The organism is Actinoplanes sp. NPDC051861 (assembly GCF_040681145.1).
Classification (GTDB): Bacteria; Actinomycetota; Actinomycetes; order Mycobacteriales; family Micromonosporaceae; genus Actinoplanes.
On sequence record NZ_JBFAYE010000037.1, the window covers coordinates 14,247 to 33,085 of the forward strand.

Annotated in this window: 19 protein-coding genes; 10 read left to right on the forward strand and 9 right to left on the reverse strand. The window is 70.6% G+C overall.

Annotated features, from left to right (window positions below):
- Nucleotides 1–328 precede the first annotated feature (328 nt).
- The gene (locus AB0M02_RS46025) at nt 329–727 is read right to left on the reverse strand and encodes a toll/interleukin-1 receptor domain-containing protein (RefSeq protein ID WP_364238862.1); all 399 of its coding nucleotides are present in this window, start codon (nt 725–727) and stop codon (nt 329–331) included.
- A gap of 205 nt (nt 728–932) precedes the next feature.
- Here AB0M02_RS46025 and AB0M02_RS46030 point away from each other — a divergent pair, with 205 nt between their 5' ends.
- The 4 genes from AB0M02_RS46030 to AB0M02_RS46045 are packed head-to-tail and all read left to right on the forward strand — an operon-like array spanning nt 933 to nt 4,700.
- Nucleotides 933–1,991, forward strand: coding sequence for a type I glyceraldehyde-3-phosphate dehydrogenase (locus AB0M02_RS46030; protein ID WP_364238863.1), 1,059 nt, complete (start codon nt 933–935; stop codon nt 1,989–1,991).
- 9 nt (nt 1,992–2,000) lie between these two features.
- The gene (locus AB0M02_RS46035; protein ID WP_364238864.1) at nt 2,001–2,921 is read left to right on the forward strand and encodes a serine/threonine dehydratase; all 921 of its coding nucleotides are present in this window, start codon (nt 2,001–2,003) and stop codon (nt 2,919–2,921) included.
- 41 nt (nt 2,922–2,962) lie between these two features.
- Complete coding sequence (locus AB0M02_RS46040) at nt 2,963–4,060, forward strand: ABC transporter permease (RefSeq protein ID WP_364238865.1); 1,098 nt, start codon at nt 2,963–2,965, stop codon at nt 4,058–4,060.
- Between the two features lie 52 nt (nt 4,061–4,112).
- Nucleotides 4,113–4,700 carry a M15 family metallopeptidase gene (locus tag AB0M02_RS46045; protein WP_364238866.1) on the forward strand — a complete coding sequence of 196 codons (588 nt, stop codon included), beginning with the start codon at nt 4,113–4,115 and terminating at the stop codon, nt 4,698–4,700.
- Nucleotides 4,701–4,720: 20 nt separating this feature from the next.
- Here AB0M02_RS46045 and AB0M02_RS46050 read toward each other — a convergent pair whose 3' ends face one another.
- A complete protein-coding gene (locus tag AB0M02_RS46050) occupies nt 4,721–5,509 on the reverse strand; it encodes a methyltransferase domain-containing protein (protein WP_364238867.1) in 789 nt (262 codons plus the stop codon).
- A gap of 102 nt (nt 5,510–5,611) precedes the next feature.
- Here AB0M02_RS46050 and AB0M02_RS46055 point away from each other — a divergent pair, with 102 nt between their 5' ends.
- Together AB0M02_RS46055 and AB0M02_RS46060 are read left to right on the forward strand one after the other, a co-directional pair.
- On the forward strand, nt 5,612–6,637 hold the full coding sequence (locus tag AB0M02_RS46055; protein WP_364238868.1) for an aspartate-semialdehyde dehydrogenase: 1,026 nt from the start codon (nt 5,612–5,614) through the stop codon (nt 6,635–6,637).
- 135 nt (nt 6,638–6,772) lie between these two features.
- Nucleotides 6,773–6,979 (forward strand): hypothetical protein, encoded by a 207-nt coding sequence (locus tag AB0M02_RS46060; RefSeq protein WP_106316737.1) that lies wholly within the window; start codon nt 6,773–6,775, stop codon nt 6,977–6,979.
- On the opposite strand, the gene AB0M02_RS46065 is transcribed toward AB0M02_RS46060, so the two are convergent.
- The 3 genes from AB0M02_RS46065 to AB0M02_RS46075 all read right to left on the reverse strand — a co-directional run bounded on the left by AB0M02_RS46065 (nt 6,976) and on the right by AB0M02_RS46075 (nt 10,155).
- A complete protein-coding gene (locus AB0M02_RS46065) occupies nt 6,976–7,938 on the reverse strand; it encodes a hypothetical protein (RefSeq protein ID WP_364238869.1) in 963 nt (320 codons plus the stop codon). The genes AB0M02_RS46060 and AB0M02_RS46065 overlap by 4 nt on opposite strands.
- A gap of 771 nt (nt 7,939–8,709) precedes the next feature.
- On the reverse strand, nt 8,710–8,850 hold the full coding sequence (locus AB0M02_RS46070) for a hypothetical protein (protein ID WP_364238870.1): 141 nt from the start codon (nt 8,848–8,850) through the stop codon (nt 8,710–8,712).
- A 435-nt stretch (nt 8,851–9,285) separates the two neighbouring features.
- Nucleotides 9,286–10,155: a hypothetical protein gene (locus AB0M02_RS46075; RefSeq protein WP_364238871.1), complete on the reverse strand. Its 870-nt coding sequence runs from the start codon at nt 10,153–10,155 to the stop codon at nt 9,286–9,288.
- Between the two features lie 58 nt (nt 10,156–10,213).
- On the opposite strand from AB0M02_RS46075, the gene AB0M02_RS46080 reads away from it, so the two are divergent.
- Both AB0M02_RS46080 and AB0M02_RS46085 read left to right on the forward strand, forming a co-directional pair.
- Complete coding sequence (locus tag AB0M02_RS46080) at nt 10,214–10,888, forward strand: hypothetical protein (protein ID WP_364238872.1); 675 nt, start codon at nt 10,214–10,216, stop codon at nt 10,886–10,888.
- Nucleotides 10,889–10,966: 78 nt separating this feature from the next.
- Nucleotides 10,967–12,385: an RNB domain-containing ribonuclease gene (locus AB0M02_RS46085; RefSeq protein WP_364238873.1), complete on the forward strand. Its 1,419-nt coding sequence runs from the start codon at nt 10,967–10,969 to the stop codon at nt 12,383–12,385.
- A gap of 120 nt (nt 12,386–12,505) precedes the next feature.
- Here AB0M02_RS46085 and panB read toward each other — a convergent pair whose 3' ends face one another.
- Together panB and AB0M02_RS46095 are read right to left on the reverse strand one after the other, a co-directional pair.
- Entirely contained in the window at nt 12,506–13,336 is an 831-nt protein-coding gene (panB, locus tag AB0M02_RS46090; protein ID WP_364238874.1) for a 3-methyl-2-oxobutanoate hydroxymethyltransferase, read from the reverse strand.
- A gap of 79 nt (nt 13,337–13,415) precedes the next feature.
- Nucleotides 13,416–15,209, reverse strand: a complete 1,794-nt coding sequence (locus AB0M02_RS46095; RefSeq protein ID WP_364238875.1) for an NAD+ synthase — start codon at nt 15,207–15,209, stop codon at nt 13,416–13,418.
- A gap of 113 nt (nt 15,210–15,322) precedes the next feature.
- Here AB0M02_RS46095 and glnA point away from each other — a divergent pair, with 113 nt between their 5' ends.
- Nucleotides 15,323–16,675: a type I glutamate--ammonia ligase gene (glnA, locus tag AB0M02_RS46100; protein WP_364238876.1), complete on the forward strand. Its 1,353-nt coding sequence runs from the start codon at nt 15,323–15,325 to the stop codon at nt 16,673–16,675.
- Between the two features lie 167 nt (nt 16,676–16,842).
- Here the strand turns inward: glnA and AB0M02_RS46105 are convergent, their stop codons facing one another.
- Together AB0M02_RS46105 and AB0M02_RS46110 are read right to left on the reverse strand one after the other, a co-directional pair.
- Nucleotides 16,843–17,610 carry a hypothetical protein gene (locus AB0M02_RS46105; RefSeq protein WP_364238877.1) on the reverse strand — a complete coding sequence of 256 codons (768 nt, stop codon included), beginning with the start codon at nt 17,608–17,610 and terminating at the stop codon, nt 16,843–16,845.
- Nucleotides 17,607–18,218 (reverse strand): RNA polymerase sigma factor, encoded by a 612-nt coding sequence (locus AB0M02_RS46110; protein WP_364238878.1) that lies wholly within the window; start codon nt 18,216–18,218, stop codon nt 17,607–17,609. Before AB0M02_RS46110 ends, AB0M02_RS46105 begins: the two co-directional genes overlap by 4 nt.
- 154 nt (nt 18,219–18,372) lie before the next feature.
- On the opposite strand from AB0M02_RS46110, the gene AB0M02_RS46115 reads away from it, so the two are divergent.
- On the forward strand, nt 18,373–18,798 hold the full coding sequence (locus tag AB0M02_RS46115) for a DUF350 domain-containing protein (RefSeq protein WP_364238879.1): 426 nt from the start codon (nt 18,373–18,375) through the stop codon (nt 18,796–18,798).
- The last annotated feature ends 41 nt before the right edge of the window (nt 18,799–18,839 follow it).

Here is an 18,839-nt window from a genome sequence, read left to right on the forward strand (position 1 = left end):
CGCGGGAGTGGACTGGCTCGACGGCGGAAACGCGCGGGAGTGGACTGGCTCGACGGCGGAAACGCGCGGGAGTGGACTGGCTCGACGGCGGAAACGCGCGGGAGTGGACTGGCTCGACGGCGGAAACACGCGGGAGTGGGCAGGCTCGACGGCGGAAACGCGCGGGAGTGGGCGGCCCCGCGGTGGAACGTGCGGATGTTGGGTGACCCGGCGGCGAAGGTGCCGCCATCCGCCGCCGGGCCGGCCAGCTGTGCAAGGCGGCGGCGAACCCGTGCACCGTCGTCAATCTGCACGCCGCGGCTTACCAACCCCGTGCCGATTCGAATCCTTACCGGCCGGTTGTCCACCCGTTCGGGTGAGTCCGGGGCCCACCGACGAGACTCAGCAGCAGATCCAGGGCATCCTCTTCCTCCAGACCGTGCAATGTCCGGAATGTCGCCACGCACAGCCGGGGCGGAGGGATGACGCCGTCGAGACCGAGAACGATCAGGCGTTCGGTGGGTGTGGGTGGCTCCAGTGCCCGGGCCCAGTCGGCGTCGGTGCCGGGGTGTTCGGCGGAGAACAACACGATGACAGGGTCACTGCCGGAAAGCGCGGTTGGTATCCGCTGGGCGAAGTCGGCGTCCACCGGGTCGACATGGACGGTGTGGCCGGCGGCCCGGAGTTCCCGGGCGATCCACTGTGCCCATGGCCCGTCCGGGACAGCGTGAGAGACGAATATGGGCACGTCCACAGCATGCCGGAAGGTCGTCCACAGTGCCTTCCGGGCTTCGATGCCGATCACTGGGGTGGTGTGAGAATGTCGTCCGTTGACGTGCAACTTGCACAACTCATAGTGTCGAAGTCGTGACGGGGGGTGGACCCTTGCGGAAACGGGGCGACCTGGTCACGGGGGAAATGCTGACAAAGCATCCGGAGTCGAGGAGCGCTCGATGACTGTCACGATCGGGATCAACGGACTCGGGCGTATCGGCCGAAGTTTGACCCGGATCGTCGCGTCCGTGCCCAATCCGGGTGTGGAGATCGCCGCGGTGAACGACATCGCCTCGCCGGAGAAACTGGCGTACGGCCTGCGCCGCGACAGCATTCGGGGCGCCTTCCCGGGCACCGTGACCGCTCGCGGGGATTACCTGGTGGTGAACGACCACGCGATCCGGGCCTATCGCCAGGAACGCCCGGAACGGATCCCCTGGGCCGACGAGGGCGTGGACGTGGTCATCGAGGCCACCGGGCGGTTCCGGGCCGGCACGACGGCGCGTACCCACATCACCCACGGCGGCGCGCGCAAGGTCGTGATCAGTGCCTCGGCCGACGACCCGGACGCGTTCCTCGTCTTCGGTGCCAACCATCTGAGCTACAACCCGGCCGCGCACGACGTGGTCTCGCCGGCCTCGTGCGGGGTCAACGCCCTCACCGTGATGGCCAAGGTGCTGCTCGACCGATTCGGCCTGCGCTCGGTGAACACCTCGGTGATGCTGGCCACCCAGGGCTGGCAGCGGGTGCAGGACTCGGTGGTCGGCACGTCGCGTGACGACCCGCGGCTCGGCCGGGCCACCGCGGAGAGCATCATCCCGCACAACTACGTGGTCGGTGACCTGGTGCGGGTGGCGCTGCCGGAGATCGGCGAGATGCGGTACAGCTACTACTGCGTACCGACGCCGGTCGGCTCGCTCGCCGAGCTCTCCGGCCTGACCGACCGGCCGGTGACCGCCGAGGACGTCAACCGGGCCATGGCGGAGGCGGCGGCCGGGCCGCTGCGGGGGATCCTGGCGTACGACCCGGACCCCACCGTGTCGATCGACGTGAAGAACAATCCGGCCTCCTGCCTGTTCGACCCGTCCGGCACGCAGGCCACCGCCGACGGCGGCGTGAAGGTGCGCGGCTGGTTCGACAACGAGTGGGGCTTCTCCAACCGATTACTCGATCTCGCGCGCATGGTGGGCGAGCGGTTACCCGTCCCTTCCAGCCGGGTGAGCTGGTCCGTCGCCTAGGCTCGTTCAATGATCAAGTCAACCGAGGTGGAGGACGCGGCTCGTCGCATCGACGGGCGGATCCGGCGGACCCCGGTCGCGGCCGCGGGGCCGGACCTATGGTTCAAGCTCGAGTACCTGCAGCACGCCGGGTCGTTCAAGACCCGTGGCATGGTGAACCAGATCCTCGCGGGTGCCGAGCGCGGTGCTCTGCCGCCCGCCGGGATCATCGCGGCCTCCGGTGGCAACGCGGGCCTGGCGGCCGCTTTCGCGGCGCGGGAGCTTGGTGTGGCGGCCGAGGTCTACGTCCCGGTCACGGCACCGCCGGTCAAGGTGGCGAAGCTCGGCAAGCTGGGCGCGCGGGTGGTGCAGGCCGGGAACGAGTACGCGGAGGCGTACGCGGCGGCGACCGTACGGGCCGAGGAGACGGGTGCGCTGTTCTGCCACGCGTACGACGACCCGGCGATGGTCGCGGGCAACGGCACCCTCGGGCTGGAGCTGATCGAGCAGATCCCGAGCGGGTTCGACACCGTGCTCGTGGCGGTCGGCGGCGGCGGACTGGTCGCGGGTGTGATCGCGGCACTGCGGGACCGGGCGCGGATCGTGGCGGTGGAGCCGGCGACGTCGCGGGCGCTCAACGCGGCGCTGGAGGCGGGTGAGCCGGTGGACGTGCCGGTGTCCGGAGTGGCGGCGGACTCGCTCGGTGCCCGGCGGGCCGGGCGGATCGCGTACGAGCTGGCCGCCGACGCCGGGATAACGTCGGTGCTGGTGCCCGACGAGGCGATCGTGGACGCCCGGAGCCGTCTCTGGGACGACTACCGGATCGTGGTCGAGCACGGCACCGCGGCGGCCCAGGCGGCGCTGCTCTGCGGTGCGTACCGGCCGGAGCCGGGGGAGCGGGTCGTCGTCCTGCTCTGCGGAGCCAACACGAATCCGGCCGATCTGGGCTGAATCGCCCGCAATCCGCGGCCGAGTCGGCGAGGCTCGAAACCGTGGCCGAGGAGAACCAGATCAGTTCGGTACGCCAGTTCCGGCGCTTCGCCCTCGCCGTCTGCGTCGTCGGGGTGCTGGTGCAGCTGCTGCTCACCGCGTACTACCTGGGCATGGGACACCGGGCGGCACCGCACGACCTGCCGGTCGGCCTGATCGCCGGGAGTGAGCAACGCGCCCAGGTCACGGCGATGCTGGAGGAGGGCGGCGCGTTCAAGGTCGACGACTACACCTCGGCGGACGCGCTCACCCGCGCGATCCGGGAACGCGAGGTGTACGGCGGCGTCGACCTCACCGGGGCGCAGCCGATGCTCTACGTGGCGAGCGCCGCCGGTGCGTCGGCCGCGTCGCTGCTGCGCTCCACCTACAACAGCGTCCTGCAGCAGCAGAAGGACAGCCGGCTCCAGCAGCTCGACGAGATCACCGTCGGTCAGGCCCGGGAACTGGTCGCGGCGCCCCGGGTCACCGATGTGGTGCCGTTGCCGGCGGACGACGTGAACGGCGTCTCACTCGGTTTTCTGACGCAGGCACTCTCGTTGGGCGGGACGATCGCCTCGATGGGACTCGGGCGCTTGATTCCGCGTACCCGAAGATCTTGGAAGCGTGGTGTCGCCCACCTGGCCACTCTGATCGTCTATGCGGTCGGCTCCGCCGCCGCGGTCCTCTGGTCGATGACCTGGTTCGGTGTCGGTGAGGGTGCCGCACATATGGAGATGCTCTGCATCTTCTCGCTGATCTCGCTCGCGGTGACCGGCTCGACGGCCGGCGCGGTCGCCCTGATCGGGCCCGCCGGAGCGCTCGTCGGCGCCTTCTATTTCACGATCGGCACGGTGATCTCCGGTGCCAGCATCCTGCCGGAGTTCCTTCCCACGTTCGGGCGGCGGCTCGGCGAGCACCTGCCCACCGGTGCGGGCGTGCAGGCGGTCCGCGACAACCTCTACTTCCCGGACGCCCCGATCGGTGGCCACCTGACCGTGCTCGCCCTGTACGCGTCGATCGGCTGCCTGATCGTGCTCGTCACCAACATCATGCCGAACAGGCGTAATCGGACATCCGAGCTCGATCTGCACCTGTCTCAACCGGCGACCGTGGCGGCTTAGAGTTTTCCGTCCTCCGGCCTCAGTTTTCCCCGGGCACGCCGAACGAGATGGCGTGGGAATCGAGGGAGTGAACGCACGCATCGCCGACATCCAGAGCCGGATCATCGCGCTGCAGACGCGGCAGGCCACGACGACGAGCACCACCAGCAGCGCCGGTTCCACCTCTGCCAGCGGCGCCAGCTTCGCGAGCCAGTTGAGGAGTGCCGTTGCCTCGGCGGACCAGTCCTACAAGCTGAACGCCAAGGGCATCCCGGTCGACCTGGCCGCGTACGGCAACGGCCGGATCCCGGAGACCGCCCTCGCGCAGGTCGGCAACACCAACCACAAGCTGTGGGCGCCGGCCGCCGAGAACCTGAACCGGATGATCGAGGACGCCAAGCGGGGCGGCGTGACGATCGGGATCACCGACTCGTACCGCCCGTACGCCGAGCAGGTCGACCTGGCCCGCCGCAAGGGTCTCTACTCACAGGGCGGTCTGGCCGCCAAGCCCGGCACCAGTGAGCACGGGTGGGGCATGGCGACCGACCTCGATCTGAACGGCAAGGCGCTGAACTGGATGCGCAAGCACGCCGGGGACTACGGCTTCGTCGAGAACGTGCCCCGTGAGTCGTGGCACTGGGCGTTCCGCCCGCCCTCCTAGCCCTGACCCGTGGGACAGGACTAGGCCCTGCAGACGATCTCCCCGTGCGGGATGATCAGCCAGCCGTCCTCGTCGTCGGCCCAGCGCCGCCACCCGGCCGAGATCCGCCGGAGATCCGCCTCGGTCGCCGCCCCGGTCCGCAGGGCGGTGGCCGCCATCTCCGACTCGAGGACCCGCTGCTCCCACATGCCGCCCCACCACTCGCGGTCCTCCGCGTCCGCGAAGCACCACACGCTGGCGGTCGCGGTCACGTCGGTGAAACCGGCCGCTCGGGCCCACGACAGCATCCGCCGCCCGGCGTCCGGCTCGCCGCCGTTGCCGCGGGCCACCCGCTGATACAGCGCCAGCCACTCGTCCAGCTCGGGCAGCACCGGGAACCAGGTGAAGGCCGCGTAGTCGCTGTCCCGCGCGGCGACCACGCCACCCGGCCTGGCCACCCGGCGCATCTCGCGCAGCGCGGCGACCGGGTCGGCGACGTGCTGCAGCACCTGGTGGGCGTGCACCACGTCGAAGGTGTCGTCGGGGAAGTCGAGCGCGTGCACGTCACCGACGGCGAAGTCCACGTTCGCCAGATCTATCTGTGTCCGAGCCAGCTCGAGGGCGTCCGGCGTCTGCTCCAGCGCGGTGACCCGGCCCGGTGCGACCAGGTTCGCCAGGTCGGCGGTGATGGTGCCCGGACCGCATCCGACGTCCAGCAGGGAGATTCCGGAGGAAAGATGCGGCAACAGGTACGCCGCCGAATTCTCTGCGGTGCGCCACCGGTGTGAGCGCAAGACCGACTCGTGGTGCCCGTGTGTGTACGTCGCCATGTCCTCGAAGCTAGACCCCTGTTCCTCAAATGTGAGACACTGTTCCCACATCTTGAACAACAAGATTTCTTGGTTCGCAGTTCAGGCCGTATTTTGGTGCCCATGAGGATCGGCATCGTCGGCGCGACGGGACAGGTCGGTGGCGTCATGCGCCGCATCCTGGCCGAGCGCCAGTTCCCTGTTTCTGAGCTCCGGCTCTTCGCATCCGCTCGCAGCGCGGGCCGCACCCTCCCGTGGGGTGACGGCGAGGTGACCGTCGAGGACGCCGCCACGGCCGACTACCGCGGCCTGGACATCGTGCTCTTCTCCGCCGGCAAGGGCGGCTCGAAGGAGTATGGTCCTCGCGTCGCCGAGGCCGGCGCGGTCGTCGTCGACAACTCCTCCGCCTGGCGGATGGACCCCGGCGTCCCGCTCGTCGTGGCCGAGGTGAACCCGGACGCCGCGAAGACTCGCCCCAAGGGCATCATCGCCAACCCGAACTGCACCACGATGGCCGCGATGCCGGTGCTGCGCCCGCTGCACGACGCGGCCGGCCTGGTCTCCTTCATCGCCACCACCTACCAGGCGGTCGGCGGCGCGGGCCTGGCCGGTGTGGCCGAGCTCGACGAGCAGATCAAGAAGGTGGCGGACCGCGCGACCGAGCTGACCCACGACGGGTCCGCCGTGGAGTTCCCCGAGTCCCGCGTCTTCCCGAAGCCGATCGCGTTCAACGTCATCCCGCAGGCCGGCTCGTTCGTCGACGACGGCAGCGCGGAGACCGACGAGGAGCAGAAGCTCCGCAACGAGAGCCGCAAGATCCTGGACCTTCCGGACCTGCTGGTCTCCGGCACTTGCGTACGTGTTCCGGTCTTCACCGGTCACTCGATCCAGGTCAACGCTCGCTTCGCCCGGCCGATCTCGCCCGAGCAGGCCCGCGAGCTGCTCGCCACCGCGCCCGGTGTGGAGCTCTCCGACGTGCCGACCCCGCTGCAGGCGGCCGGCCGCGACCCGTCCTACGTGGGCCGGTTCCGCGCCGACTCCACCGCCGAGAACGGCCTGGCGTTCTTCATCTCGAACGACAACCTGCGCAAGGGTGCGGCCCTCAACGCCGTGCAGATCGCCGAGCTGGTCGCCGCCGAACTCGCCTGATCCTTCCGTTTCACCACCGCCCCGGCCGTATCGGCCGGGGCGGTTTTGTCGTTTCTAGACTGTTCCACAATGGAAATCTGGGAGTTTTTGCCCGAATCGGTAGCGCTTGGCCGGTTTTAGCGGCACAGTGATGGAATGAACGACAGTGGGCTCGGCGGAGCAGGGTACTTCTGGTGCCTCCGCGACCACCGGGTGGAGAGCGGGGACGACGTGTGCCCGGCTCAGTACCGGCTCGGTCCCTACGCCACGGCTGACGAAGCGACGCGGGCACTCGAGACCGTCGAGAAGCGCAATGCCGAGTGGGATGCCGAGGACGCCCGCTGGACAGGGGAGGCCAGCTAACGCCCGGTGCTGGATTCCGGCCATCTCCAGGCGCGGACGTGCCCGCAGTCATTCGCAAGGAGGAACACCTCGATGCCCGCTGCCTCGATGCCCGCTTCCAAGAGGGCTTCGGCGAGACCCGCTGCCTCCGGCGCGGCCTCAAAGACTAAAAACACATCATTGGGTACGAGCGGACGCGCGTCCACGACCACCCCCGCCCGCAAGTCCGCCGCGCCGAAGAACGGTGGCCGGGGCGCTCCCGCCAAGGCTTCCGTCACGTCCAGGGCGGCGGCGGCGGCGAAGCCCGTGTCCAAACCTGTCGTGTCCAAGGTGGCCGGCTCGAGAGCGACGTCCAAGGCGGCGGCATCCAGGGTGACCGTCTCCAAATCGGCGGCGTCCAAGGCGGCGGCATCCAGGGCGACCGTCTCCAAGTCGGCGGCGTCCAAGGCACCGGCTCGCGGCGCGGGTAAGGCTGTTGCGGCGAAGACTGTTCCGGCTGCGAAGGCCGTTCGGGGCGTGACCTCGAAGACGGCGGCGGCGAAGAAGGCGGCGCCCGCTCCTAGGATCGCTCGGGGTAGGACTGTCGAACCCGTCGCCGCGACGCGATCGGCTAGCAAGCGGGCCGGTGCGGTGGTGAAGCCGCGCACGCCGGCGGGACCCGCGAAGGCGACGGGCAAGCGCGTGGCGGCGGCTACGAAGACGACGCGGTCGAAGGCAGCCCCGTCGGTGACGGCTCCGGTTCCCGCGAAGGCGACGAAGGCTGCGAAGACGGTCGCCTCCAAGACGGCTGGGACGCGGACCGCGGCGGCGAAGGTGGGCAGGACCTCGACCAAGGCTGCTGTGCCGACCAAGGCCGTGGTTCGCAAGGCTGCGACGAGCAAGGCCGCGACGAGTAAGGCCGCGTCGAAGGTGACGGCGGCGAAGGCCAGGGCGACGAAGGCCGCGCCGAGTAGGGCCACGGTGAAGACTGCGGCGAGCAAGGCCGTGGTGGGTAAGGCTGCTCGGGCGGGCAAAGCAGTTGTGCCGGCACAGGCGGGCCGTGGGTCTGCCAAGGTGGCCGGCGTGCGGGGTGGCGCCGCCGTGTCGAAGGCCGCGGGTAAGGCTGCTGCGCCGAGGACGGCGGGCAAGGCTGCTGCGCCGAGGGCGGCGGGTAAGGCTGCTGCGCCTAGGGCTCGTTCCGGGGCTGCGGCGGCGAGGAGCGCGGTTCCGGCCGGGCGGTCGCGGCGGGTGGCGGCGGCCATGAGTAATGTGCCGAAGTCACACATCACGATCTCCACCGACGACGTGGACGAGACCGGGGCGGTAGACGCCAGCTCGGTCGCGGACGTGCCGTTCGTGGGTGGCTGGTTCCCGCCGGATCGCGGTCCGGCCCAGCCCGAGCGGGACTCGGACCAGTGGGGAGCGGACCGGCCGGACCTCGAAGCGCTCGGCGCCGAGGACGAGGACGACACCCAGTCCGGTGGCCAGTTCGGGCTGGTGTTCAGCGGACCCGCCGCCGACGAGGGCGATCCGGCGGTCGCGGTGGGCGTCGCACGAGTACCCGGTGCTGACATGACTCGCGCCGAACCCGACACCATGCTGGTCAGTCGGAGCACCGGAGTACCGGCACCGATCGAGACGGCCTCCGCGGAGACGGTCGCGGGTGCCGCCGGGGTTCGCCGCGCGCCGGTCAAGGTGATCAAGGCACCCCGGGTGGATCAGACCGCAGCCAGGGCGGCGGGCATCGGATCCGGGGCGGCGGAGACCGCGATTCAGGCGACCGAGACCGCCGCGGAAGTAACCGAGAGCGCCGCCGAGGCCGCGGGAGACGCGGCGCACGCGGCCGGTGCGGCGGCGAAAGCGGCGGAGAGCGCGGCGCTGGCCGCCGGCACCGCGGCGATGGCAGCAGGCACCGCGGCCCGAGCGGCGGAGACCGTAGCCGACGAAGCAGAATCAGAGGCCCGAGCGGCGATGGCCGTCGGCGCTGGACGTTCCCGGGCACGCGCTACCACCACAAAGCGAACGCCCGCCCGAAAGGCTCCAGCGGCGCGGAAGGCGTCAGCGACCCAGAAGGCGCCGGCGCGGACGGCGCCAGCACCTCAGAAGGCGTCGGCGGCGCGGACGGCATCAGCGGCTCAGAAGGCGTCACCGGCTCAGAAGGCGTCACCGGCTCAGAAGGCGTCACCGGCTCAGAAGGCGTCACCGGCTCAGAAGGCGTCACCGGCTCAGAAAGCCTCAGCGGCGCGGAAGACGGCAGCGGCCGAGAAGGCACCGGCGGCTAAGAAGGCACCTGCGGCACGGAAGGCGCAGGCGGCCCGAAAGGCACCAGCGGCCCAGAAGGCGCCGGCTCAGAAGGCGTCGGCGACCCGGAAGGCAGCTGCCGCCAAGGCCACGACTGCGGAACAGGCTGCCACGAGGTCGACGGGTACAACGGCGAAGAGGGCGACAGCCCGCAAGTCCGTCGGTTCGAAGGCCGGCGCGCCCAAGGTTACGGCGACGAAGGCGGTCGGCTCACGCGCGGCGGCCACAAAGGCAACCCCGGTGAAGCCGACCGGCACGAAGACCGCCGGCATGAAGGCCGCACCGTCGAAGTCGACCGCTACCAAGGCGGCAACGAAGACGACGACCGCGAAGATGGCCGGCACCAAGGCAACAGCCGGCAAGGCAACCGCGGCGAAGTCCACGGCGAGCAAGGCAACTGCGGCGAAGTCCACGGCGAGCAAGGCGGCCGCCACGAAGGCCGGGGCGACCAGGTCGACGGCGAAGAAGGCCACGGCAACCAAGGCCACGGCAACCAAGGCTGCGGCGACCAAGTCCACTGCCGCCAAGCCGACGGCGGCGAAAGCCACGACCAGGAAGGCTGTGGCGGGCAAGGTTGCGGCGCCGAAGGCTGCGGCTGCGAAGGCCGCAAAAGCCACAAAGGTGACTGCTGCCAAGACTGCGGCGACCAAGGCGGCGAAGACTGCGGCCAAGACGGCGGCGGTGAAGACGGCCGGGGCCAGGGGTGGTGTGGCCAAGGCTACTGCGGCGAAGTCGACTGTTGCCAAGAAGGCGGCGGGCACGGCTACGGCGCGCAAGGCGGCTGGGGCTGCGAAGGTGACGGCCAAGAAGGTGGCTAAGGCGACCAAGGCCACAGCGACCAAGACGCCGGCGAAGAAGGTGGCGGCCAAGGCGACGGGTGGGCGGGCCGTGAAGGCGCCTGCGGCCAGGGCGGCCACCAAGGCGACCGGGGCCAGGGCTGCGGGGGTCGGGCGTGGTGGGGCTCGGGCGGTTCGGGTGGCTGAGGAGCGGGCGGTTGTCAAGACGGCTCGGGCCAAGGTGGCTGTTGAGGCGGCCAGGAGTGCGGTCGGCAAGGCGGCTCGGGCGGCTGAGGCTGCGGTTACCGAGATGGCGGCGGAGGTGGGTACCGCGTCGGTCACGGCCAAACGTGCCCTGAACACAGCTAAGCGGGTGGCGACCAAGCAAGCTCCGGCAAAACGGGCAGCGAGCAAGTCGGCGCCGGCGAAGCGCGCGGCCAGCAAGTCGGCGCCGGCCAACAACGCGGCTCCGGCGAAGCGCGTGGCGAGCAAGTCGGTCACGGCGAGCAAGTCGGCCACGGCGAGCAAGTCGGCCACGGCGAGCAAGTCGGCCACGGCGAACAAAGCGGTCACGGCGAGCAAGTCGGCCACGGCGAGCAAGTCGGCCACGGCGAACAAAGCGGTCACGGCGAGCAGGGCGGCTACGGCGGGCAAGGCGGTCGCGGCGGGCAAGGCGGTTCCGGCCAAGCGGGTGGCGAACAAGTCGGCGGCGGTTCCGGCTGTGCGGGGGGCCGGCGCGCGGGGAGCCAACAAGTCGGTGGTGGCCAAGCCGGGGCGGGCCGAGGGGAACGCGGCCAAGGCGACTCGGGTGGGGCGTAGTTCGGGGGCCAACGCTCGGACCCCCGCGAAGAGCGCCGCGGTGCGTAAGAGGTAGCGGTGCGTAAGAGGTAAAGGTCGCTGGGGCGGGTCGTGCCGGAAGGCGTGGCCCGCCTCGCGCTGGTAGGAATGACCCGTGCCGATCAAAGTGGTGTTGGCGCCGCAGATCGATTTCTCGGTGCTGCGGCGGGAGCTGGATCTGCCGGGTGAGTTTCCGGAGGCGGTGCTCGCCGAGGCGGAGCGGGTTGCGCGGGAGACGTCGTTGCCGGTGGCTGATCGCACCGATGTGCCGTTCGTGACGATCGATCCGGCCACGTCGCGGGATCTTGATCAGGCCATGCATCTGAGCCGGCGGGCCGGCGGTGGGTATCGGGTGCGGTACGCGATCGCCGACGTCGCGTCCTATGTGCGCCCGGGCGGGGCGATCGAGGCGGAGAGCTGGGTGCGGGGGCAGACCGTCTATCTGCCGGACGGCCGGATCCCGCTGCATCCGCCGGTGCTGAGCGAGGACGCGGTGAGCCTGCTGCCGGGCGGTGACCGGGCGGCCGTCGTGTGGACCGTCGACCTGGACGCGGACGGCGCCACGGTCGCCGTCGAGCTGGAGCGGGCGCGGGTGCGGAGCCGGGCGAAACTGGACTACGCCGGGGTGCAGCGGCAGGTCGACGCGGGCACGGCGGAGGAGCCGGTGGCGCTGCTCCCGGAGATCGGCACACTGCTGGCGCGCCGGGCGGCCGAGCGGGGTGCGGTGAACCTGCCGCTGCCGTCGCAGGAGGTCGAGCGGGACGGCGACGGCTGGCGGCTGGTGCTGCGGGCGCCGCTGCCGGTGGAGGAGCACAACGCCCAGATCTCGCTGCTCACCGGCATGGCCGCGGCGCGGATCATGCTGGACGCGGGGGTCGGCCTGCTGCGGACGATGCCGGCGCCGAAGCCGGAGGCGGTGGAGAAGCTGCGGCTCGCGGCGGAGTCGCTCGGTGTGGCGTGGGCCGAGGGTGCCTCGGTCGGCGAGGTGGTGGCGGGCGTCGACCCGGCGAGCCCGCGCGGTGCGGCGTTCCTCGATCAGGCGGCGGATCTGCTGCGCGGTGCGGGTTACACGGCCTTCGGCGCTGACGCGCCTCCGCCCGCGGATGCCGGCCATGGCGGGGTGGGCGCGCCCTATGCGCACGTCACGGCTCCGCTGCGGAGGCTCGCTGACCGCTATGCGACGGAGATCTGCCTTTCGGTGTACGCGAAAAGCACAATCCCCACCTGGGCCGCGCAAGCCCTGCCGCGCCTGCCGAAGGCCATGTCCACCACCGACCGGGTCGCGTCGGCCGCCGACCGCGGTGCGATCGATCTGGCCGAGGCGGTGCTGCTGGAGCACCGGGTCGGCGAGACGTTCGAGGTGGCCGTTCTCGATCGGGACGAGGGCAACGGCCGGCCGCGCGGCACGGTCGCCCTGGACGACCCGGCGGTGCGTGCCCGCTGCTCCGGCGACCTGCCGCTCGGCCGGCGTGTCGAGGCTCGCCTGACCGAGGCCGACCCCGCCACCCGAAATGTCCGGTTCGAATATCCTTGAGAAGCGCCGAACCGGTGACGCGGCAGCTCCGCCCGGCGCGGGCGGCACAGGGCCGGGGACGGCAACGCCCCGGCGTCCTCTCGGAGCCGGGGCGGCCGGTGACACGTACCGTAGAAGGTTTTAGAAGGTGTGCTCCGCGGCCGGGAACTCGCCGCTCCGGACCTCTGCCGCGAATTGCCGCGTCGCGTCGGTGAGCGTGGTCGCGAGATCGGCGTAACGCTTCACGAAGCGCGGCGCCTTACCGGTGCGCAGGCCCGCCATGTCCTGCCAGACCAGCACCTGGGCGTCGGTGTCCGGGCCGGCGCCGATGCCCACAGTGGGAATCGGCAGTTCCTTGGTGATCTGCTTGGAGACCTCGCCCGGCACCATCTCGAGGACCACGGCGAACGCGCCCGCGTCGGCGACCGCCCGGGCGTCGGAGATGACCTCGGCACCCTCGTTCTCACGGCCCTGGACGCGGTAGCCGCCGATGGTGTGCTCGCGCTGCGGTGTGAAGCCGACGTGCGCCATGACCGGGATGCCGGCGCCGGTGATCGCCTCGATCTGCGGAACCATGCGGCGGCCGCCCTCGAGTTTCACGGCGTGGCAGCCGCCCTCCTTCATGAAGCGGACGGCGGTGCGCAGGGCCTGCGTGGGGCCCTCCTCGTAGGAGCCGAACGGCAGGTCGCCGACGATCAGCGAGTGTGTGGTGGCGCGGACGACGGCCTTGACCAGCGGCAGCATCTCGTCGACGGTGACCTGGACGGTGGTCTCGTAGCCGTAGACGTTGTTCGCGGCGGAGTCGCCGACGAGCAGCACCGGTACGCCGGACTGGTCGAAGATCGAAGCCGTGTACATGTCGTAGGACGTGAGCATCGGCCACCGGTCGCCGCGGACCTTCGCGTTGATGAGATCGCGGGTGCGGACCCGGCGCGTCGGCGGGCCGCCATACAGCGTGGTGATTTCCGACATTTCCGTTGTCTCCTCCCTCGAGGCCGCGCGGATGCGGTCCCCGGGTGCGCACATAGTGGCACCGGGAACCGCTCGTCGGTCAGGGGGCAGTGGAGGTTTTCACACCTTCTCGAAACGAGTTTGTAATAGGCAGCCGGCGGTCCCGGCCGAAGGCCTTACCGGAGATCTTCGTGCCCGGTGCAGACTGGCGGCGCTTGTACTCCGCGATGTCGATCATGCGGAGTGTGCGGTCGACCAGCGCCGGGTCGTTGCCCGCCGCGATCAGCTCGTCCCGGCCGAGATCCCGGTCCACGTAGCCCCTGATGATCGGGTCGAGGATGTCGTAGTCCGGCAGGGAGTCGGAGTCCTTCTGTCCCGGCCGCAGCTCGGCGCTCGGCGGCTTGGTGATCGAGTTCTCCGGGATCGGCGAGCCGGGCCGGGTGTTCCGCCAGCGGGCGAGTTGCCACACCATCGTCTTCGGTACGTCCTTGAGCGGGTTGAAACCGCCCACCGAGTCGCCGTAGAGCGTGGAGTAGCCGACTGCCAGCTCGCTCTTGTTGCCGGTGGTGAGCACCAGGTGGCCCTCCTGGTTGGAGAGCGCCATGAGGATCACACCACGCACCCGGGCCTGCAGGTTCTCCACGGACAGGCCGGAGAGCGACATGTTGGCCAGGAACGCGTCGACCATCGGCTGGATCGGCTGGACCCGGTAGTCGAGGCCGGTGCGCTTGGCCAGGTCGGCGGCGTCGTCCTTGGAGTGCTCGGAGGAGTAGCCGCTGGGCAGGGAGACGCCGACGACACGGTCCGGGCCGAGGGCGTCGACGGCGATCGCGGCGACGACGGCGGAGTCGATGCCGCCGGAGAGGCCGAGGATGACGGAGGGGAAGCGGTTCTTGTCGACGTAGTCGCGCAGGCCCATGGTGAGGGCCGACCAGATCTCCTCCTCGTCGGCGATCCTCTCGGCGATGCCGCCGTCGCGGTCGTCGGCTCTGTCCGAAATTTCGGCATTTATGATGACTCGGGTGACTGACATGTCGTCATCGATTGTCTGCTCAACATCAGGCGCCGTCGCATCTGTCGAGCCCGGCACGTTGGGGGAGGCGTCGGCGACCGGCAGATCCAGGTCGTGGACGAGCAGCTCGGAGGTGAACTGCCCGGTCCGCGCCAGCAGCTCACCCTCCGCGCTCACGATCATCGAGTCGCCGTCGAACACCAGCTCGTCCTGGCCGCCGATCATGTTGACGAACGCCACCGCGGCGCCCGCCTCCACCGCGCGCCGCTTCACCAGGCGCAGCCGCACGTCGTCCTTGTTCAACTCGTACGGCGAGGCGTTGATGTTCACCACCAGCCCCACCCCGGCGCGCCGGGCCGCCGTGAACGGCCCACCCGCCTGCCAGATGTCCTCGCAGACCGTGAGCGCCACGTCCACGTCACCGAGCCGCACCACGGTGAGCGTGTCGCCCGGCTCGAAGTAGCGGTCCTCGTCGAAGACGCCGTAGTTGGGCAGGTGGTGCTTGTAGTAGGTGGCCGCGACCTCGCCCCGGTGGAGCAGTGCCGAGGCGTCCCGCCGCCCGGTGCCGGGCTCCGCGTCCGAGCTGATCGCCGGCGGTCCGTCGGCGTCCACGTAACCCACCACGACGGCCAGTTCGCCCAGCCCGTCGGCAGCCAGGTCGGCGGCGAGCGTGCGCAGCGCCTGCCGGGACGCCTCCACGAACGAGTTCCGGAAGACCAGGTCCTCGATGGGGTAGCCGGTCAGCATCATCTCGGGAAAGGCGACCAGGTGCGCGCCCGCGTCGGCCGCCTCCCGCGACCAGCGGCGCACCGTGGCCGCGTTGCCGGGAATGTCACCGACTGTCGAGTTCACCTGAGCGAGGGCGATGCGCAGCGTTGGCATGCCCCTCATTGTTCCCCCGCGGGAGCCGTTTGGATCCTGACCCGGGCCGACGTCACAGGGGACGGCCAGCGTACTCTCGGCTCGATAGGCAGGCATCGGGACAAGGGGTGGAAGTGGACCGACAGCAGGAGTTCGTGCTTCGCACGCTCGAGGAGCGCGACATCCGTTTTGTCCGGCTCTGGTTCACCGACGTCCTCGGCACGCTGAAGAGCGTGTCGGTGGCCCCGGCCGAGCTGGAGTCCGCCTTCGAGGAGGGCATCGGCATCGACGGCTCGGCGATCGAGGGCTTCGCCCGGGTCTACGAGTCGGACATGGTCGCCATGCCGGACCCGACCACCTTCCAGGTCTTCCCGTTCGAGGGCGGGGTGAGCGGCGAGAGCGCCCGGATGTTCTGCGACATCCTGCTGCCCGACGGCAACGCCGCCTGGGCCGATCCGCGCCACGTGCTGCGCCGTGCCCTGGCCCGGGCCGCCGAGAAGGGCTTCACCTTCTACACCCACCCCGAGGTCGAGTTCTTCCTGATCCAGGACGGGCCGGCGGACGGCTCGGTGCCGATCCCGGTGGACACCGGCGGCTACTTCGACCACACCACCCACGCCGTGGCGCGCGACTTCCGCCGCCAGGCCGTGCTGGCGCTGGAGCGGATCGGCATCTCGGTGGAGTTCAGCCACCACGAGGTCGCGCCCGGCCAGCAGGAGATCGACCTGCGCTACGCGGACGCGCTGACCACCGCCGACAACATCATGACGTTCCGGCACGTGGTCAAGGAGGTGGCGCTCTCGCAGGGCGTGCGGGCCACCTTCATGCCGAAGCCGTACACCGATCAGCCCGGCTCCGGCATGCACACCCACCTGTCGCTGTTCGAGGGTGAGCGCAACGCGTTCTACGACAGCGAGGACCCGCAGAAGCTGTCCAAGACGGCGCGGGCGTTCATCGCCGGTCTGCTGGTGCACGCGCGGGAGTACACGGCCGTCACCAACCAGTGGGTGAACTCGTACAAGCGGCTGTTCCCGCTGCAGCTGCCGGACCGGATCACCGAGTCGCCGGCGTTCGTGAGCTGGGGCCACCTGAACCGGTCGGCGCTGGTCCGGGTGCCCGCGTTCGGCAAGCCCAACTCGGCGCGCGTCGAGGTCCGGTCGATCGACTCCGCCGCCAATCCGTACCTTGCTTTTGCCGTCATGCTCGGCGCCGGCCTGAAGGGCATCGAGGAGGGCTACGAGCTGCCCCCGGGTGCCGAGGACGACGTCTGGTCGCTGTCGCCGGCCGAGCGCAAGGCCGCCGGGTACGACGCTCTGCCGGAGAACCTGTCCGAGGCGATCGAGGTGATGGCCGGCTCGGAGCTGATCGCCGAGGTGCTCGGCGAGCACGTCTTCGACTTCTTCCTGCGGAACAAGCGGGCCGAGTGGGAGCAGTTCCGCCGCGAGGTCACGCCGTACGAGCGGCAGCGCTACCTCGGGGCCCTCTGACATACGCCAGGCGGCGGGGTCCGTAGCGGGGAGCTCACGGACCACCGCCGCCTGACTGGTTCGGCTGCCTCGCCGGGGAGGGGCACTTCCCCGGGCACAGCCGACCTCGGGGGCATCCGGTGGACCGCCCGTTCCCCTGGATCCGATCCACCGGATGCCTGTCTGTGTCAGCCCTGCGGCTGTCCCTTGTCGTCGTCGCCGCCGGGCCGGTCGCTCGGCTTGGCGCTGCCGCTCGGCCCGCCCTTGTCGCTGGGCCGGACGTTGCCCGGCTTGGCGCTGCCGCTCGGCTTGGGACCGGGCTTGGCGCCCCACTCGGGCTGCCCGCTCGGGTGGACGTCCGGCTTGCCGAAGTCCACGCAGAACCGGTAGACGTGGTCCCGGTCCTTGCGGCCGGCCCGCTCCACGAGCTCGGCGAACCTGTCCTCGTCGAGTGCCCGGCGGCGGTTCTCCCCGCTCTTGCCGGCGAACTCCTGGCAGAGCTCGGCCAGCCGCGGCGGCAGCCCGGAGCGCGACGGGCGCGGCGCCGCCGAGCCGGCCGGCGTGGGCTTGGCGTGCTTGGACGGCGAAGCCGACGCCGAGGGCTTGTCCGAGGTGATCGGGTTCGGCAGGGCGCCGGTCGCGGAGGCGAGTGCCACGCCGCCGACGGTCGCGGTGGTCGCGAACGCGATCGCGGCGACCTTCACCGTCAGCAGCTTGGCCAGGGTCAACTTGATCATCGAAACTCTCCGGGTGGGTGTGGCTGGGGAGTCGACGGCAGCCCGGAACGCGGCCATCGCCGCGTCCTCGCCCGCCAGCTCGCCGGCCGTGGCGGGCGCCTTCGCCGCGGCCAGGAGCTGTGTCAGCGGGTCACCGGCCGGCAGCGCGGACCGGTCGCCGCGCAGCAGACTCTCCGCGGTCCTCCGGTTCATGGCACTCCGTCCCTGGTGGCTGCTCATCTCATCTCCTTCAGCGCCGCGACCCGCGAAGTTGTCACCGGCACCGGCGGAGGCTGCTCGGGTTCCTTCTTGCCCAGGCGCTGGGCGAGCTGCCGCAGACCGCGGTAGGCGGCCGTCCGCACCGCACCGGCGCGCCGGCCGAGGATCTTCCCGGTGCTGGTGGCGTCCAGCCCGACCACGACCCGCAGCATCACCGCCTCGGCCATCTCCGGCGGCAGCGACGCGATGAGGGCGATCGCCGCGTCGGTGCTCATCAGCTCCACGGCCCGATTCGCGGTGTCGTCGTCCGCGCTCACCTCGATGAGCTGCTCGATCGGCGCGCCCGTCTGCGGCCGGCGCCGCTGCGCGCGCAGCAGGTCCATGGCCCGGTGCCGGGCGATCGTCGCGGTCCAGCCGCGGAAGCCCTCCGCGTCGCCGCGGAACGTACCGAGGTCGCGGGCGATCTGCAGCCAGGCCTCGGAGGCGACGTCCTCCGCGTCGTCGCCGACCAGCACCCGCAGATAGCGCAGCAGCGCGGGTTGCTGCAGGCGGTAGAGCTGCCGGAATGCCTCCTCGTCACCGGTCTGCGCCGAGCGCACGAGGGTTTCGAGGTCCTCCGGTGGCACCATCCACGACCTCCGAGGGGTATGCGGGTTCCACTGTTACAGCGCCGCGGGGCCGCAAACTGTCACAGCGCGTCGGAGTGACAGGTCAACGTCCGATCGACGTGGTAGATCGACTCCGATACGGTCTTGACCTGAACATCACGACAAGGGAGACGCTGTGCTGCAAGATCTGCTGGAAGGCGCCGGACGCAGCATCGTGTTCGGCCTGATCGGCATCGGACTCATGGCCGTGGGGTACGTGCTGATCGACCTGCTCACTCCGGGCAAGCTGCGGGACCTGATCTGGACCGAGCGCAACCCGAACGCCTCGTTGCTGCTGGCCGCCAACCAGCTCGGCATCGCGGCCATCGTCTTCACGGCGATCTTCACGAGTTACGAGTCGTTCGGCCAGGGCGTCGCGTCGACTCTGCTGTTCGGGCTGGTCGGCATCGGCATCATGGGCCTGGCCTTCCTGGTTCTCGACTGGATGACCCCGGGCAAGCTCGGCGAGGTCATCTGCACCCCGGAGCGGCACGGTGGCGCGATGGTCAGCGCGGCCTCGCACTTCGGCGCGGCCCTGATCGTCTGCGCCTGCATCTCCTGACCGGTCCCGCCGCGACAGGCGCATCCAAGACCTGGGTGCGC